This window comes from Natronococcus sp. JC468 (assembly GCF_012163165.1).
Taxonomy (GTDB): Archaea; Halobacteriota; Halobacteria; order Halobacteriales; family Natrialbaceae; genus Natronococcus; species Natronococcus jeotgali.
In genome coordinates this window covers 1-517 of record NZ_JAAVUO010000120.1, presented here as the reverse complement: position 1 = coordinate 517, position 517 = coordinate 1, and the positions used below count along the sequence as shown (strand labels likewise).

Genomic DNA, 517 nt, shown 5'->3' with positions numbered 1-517 from the left:
TCCGCCAACTCGTCAGTATCGCTCCCTTCGAGGGCTACCGATCCAAGCGTAAATCGAACGCTTGGATCGACAATACAGACGGTAGCGAACTTGTACGCACGATCAGTACCCTGGGCTGGATTCGTTGTACAGACACGAGGTGTCTCTTTGTCTCCATAGAAAAGCCAGTCGTGAACGTCAATAGCGATGTCGACTGGTCGGGTGAACACACGATTGCGAGCAGCTTCGTCCAGGATCGCCTCGCGGACGCGGTCGAACTGGTCGTCGACCGCGTCCGCGTCGAGCCCACGCAAATGGTAGAGTAATGCTCGCGCGAGTGGATTTCGTGTGGTTGTATCAATAGCAACGTCATCGCCGCGGGCAAGTTGATAGGCTTTCGCGCCAGTATTGGCGAACTCGTTGTCGAAGGCAATCCGAGCGAGGACTCGCTGGAAGTCCTCGCTCGGATATGTGGTGTTAGCAGCGATTCCGAACTCAAGTTCAGGAAACAGCAGTGACGACGCTGCGCGAGTCACCT

General features: G+C 55.9%; 1 pseudogene. It reads right to left on the bottom strand.

What is annotated here, in order from left to right:
* A pseudogene (locus GWG54_RS20645) lies at window positions 1-515 on the bottom strand (transposase); the annotation flags it as partial.
* Window positions 516-517 lie beyond the last annotated feature (2 nt).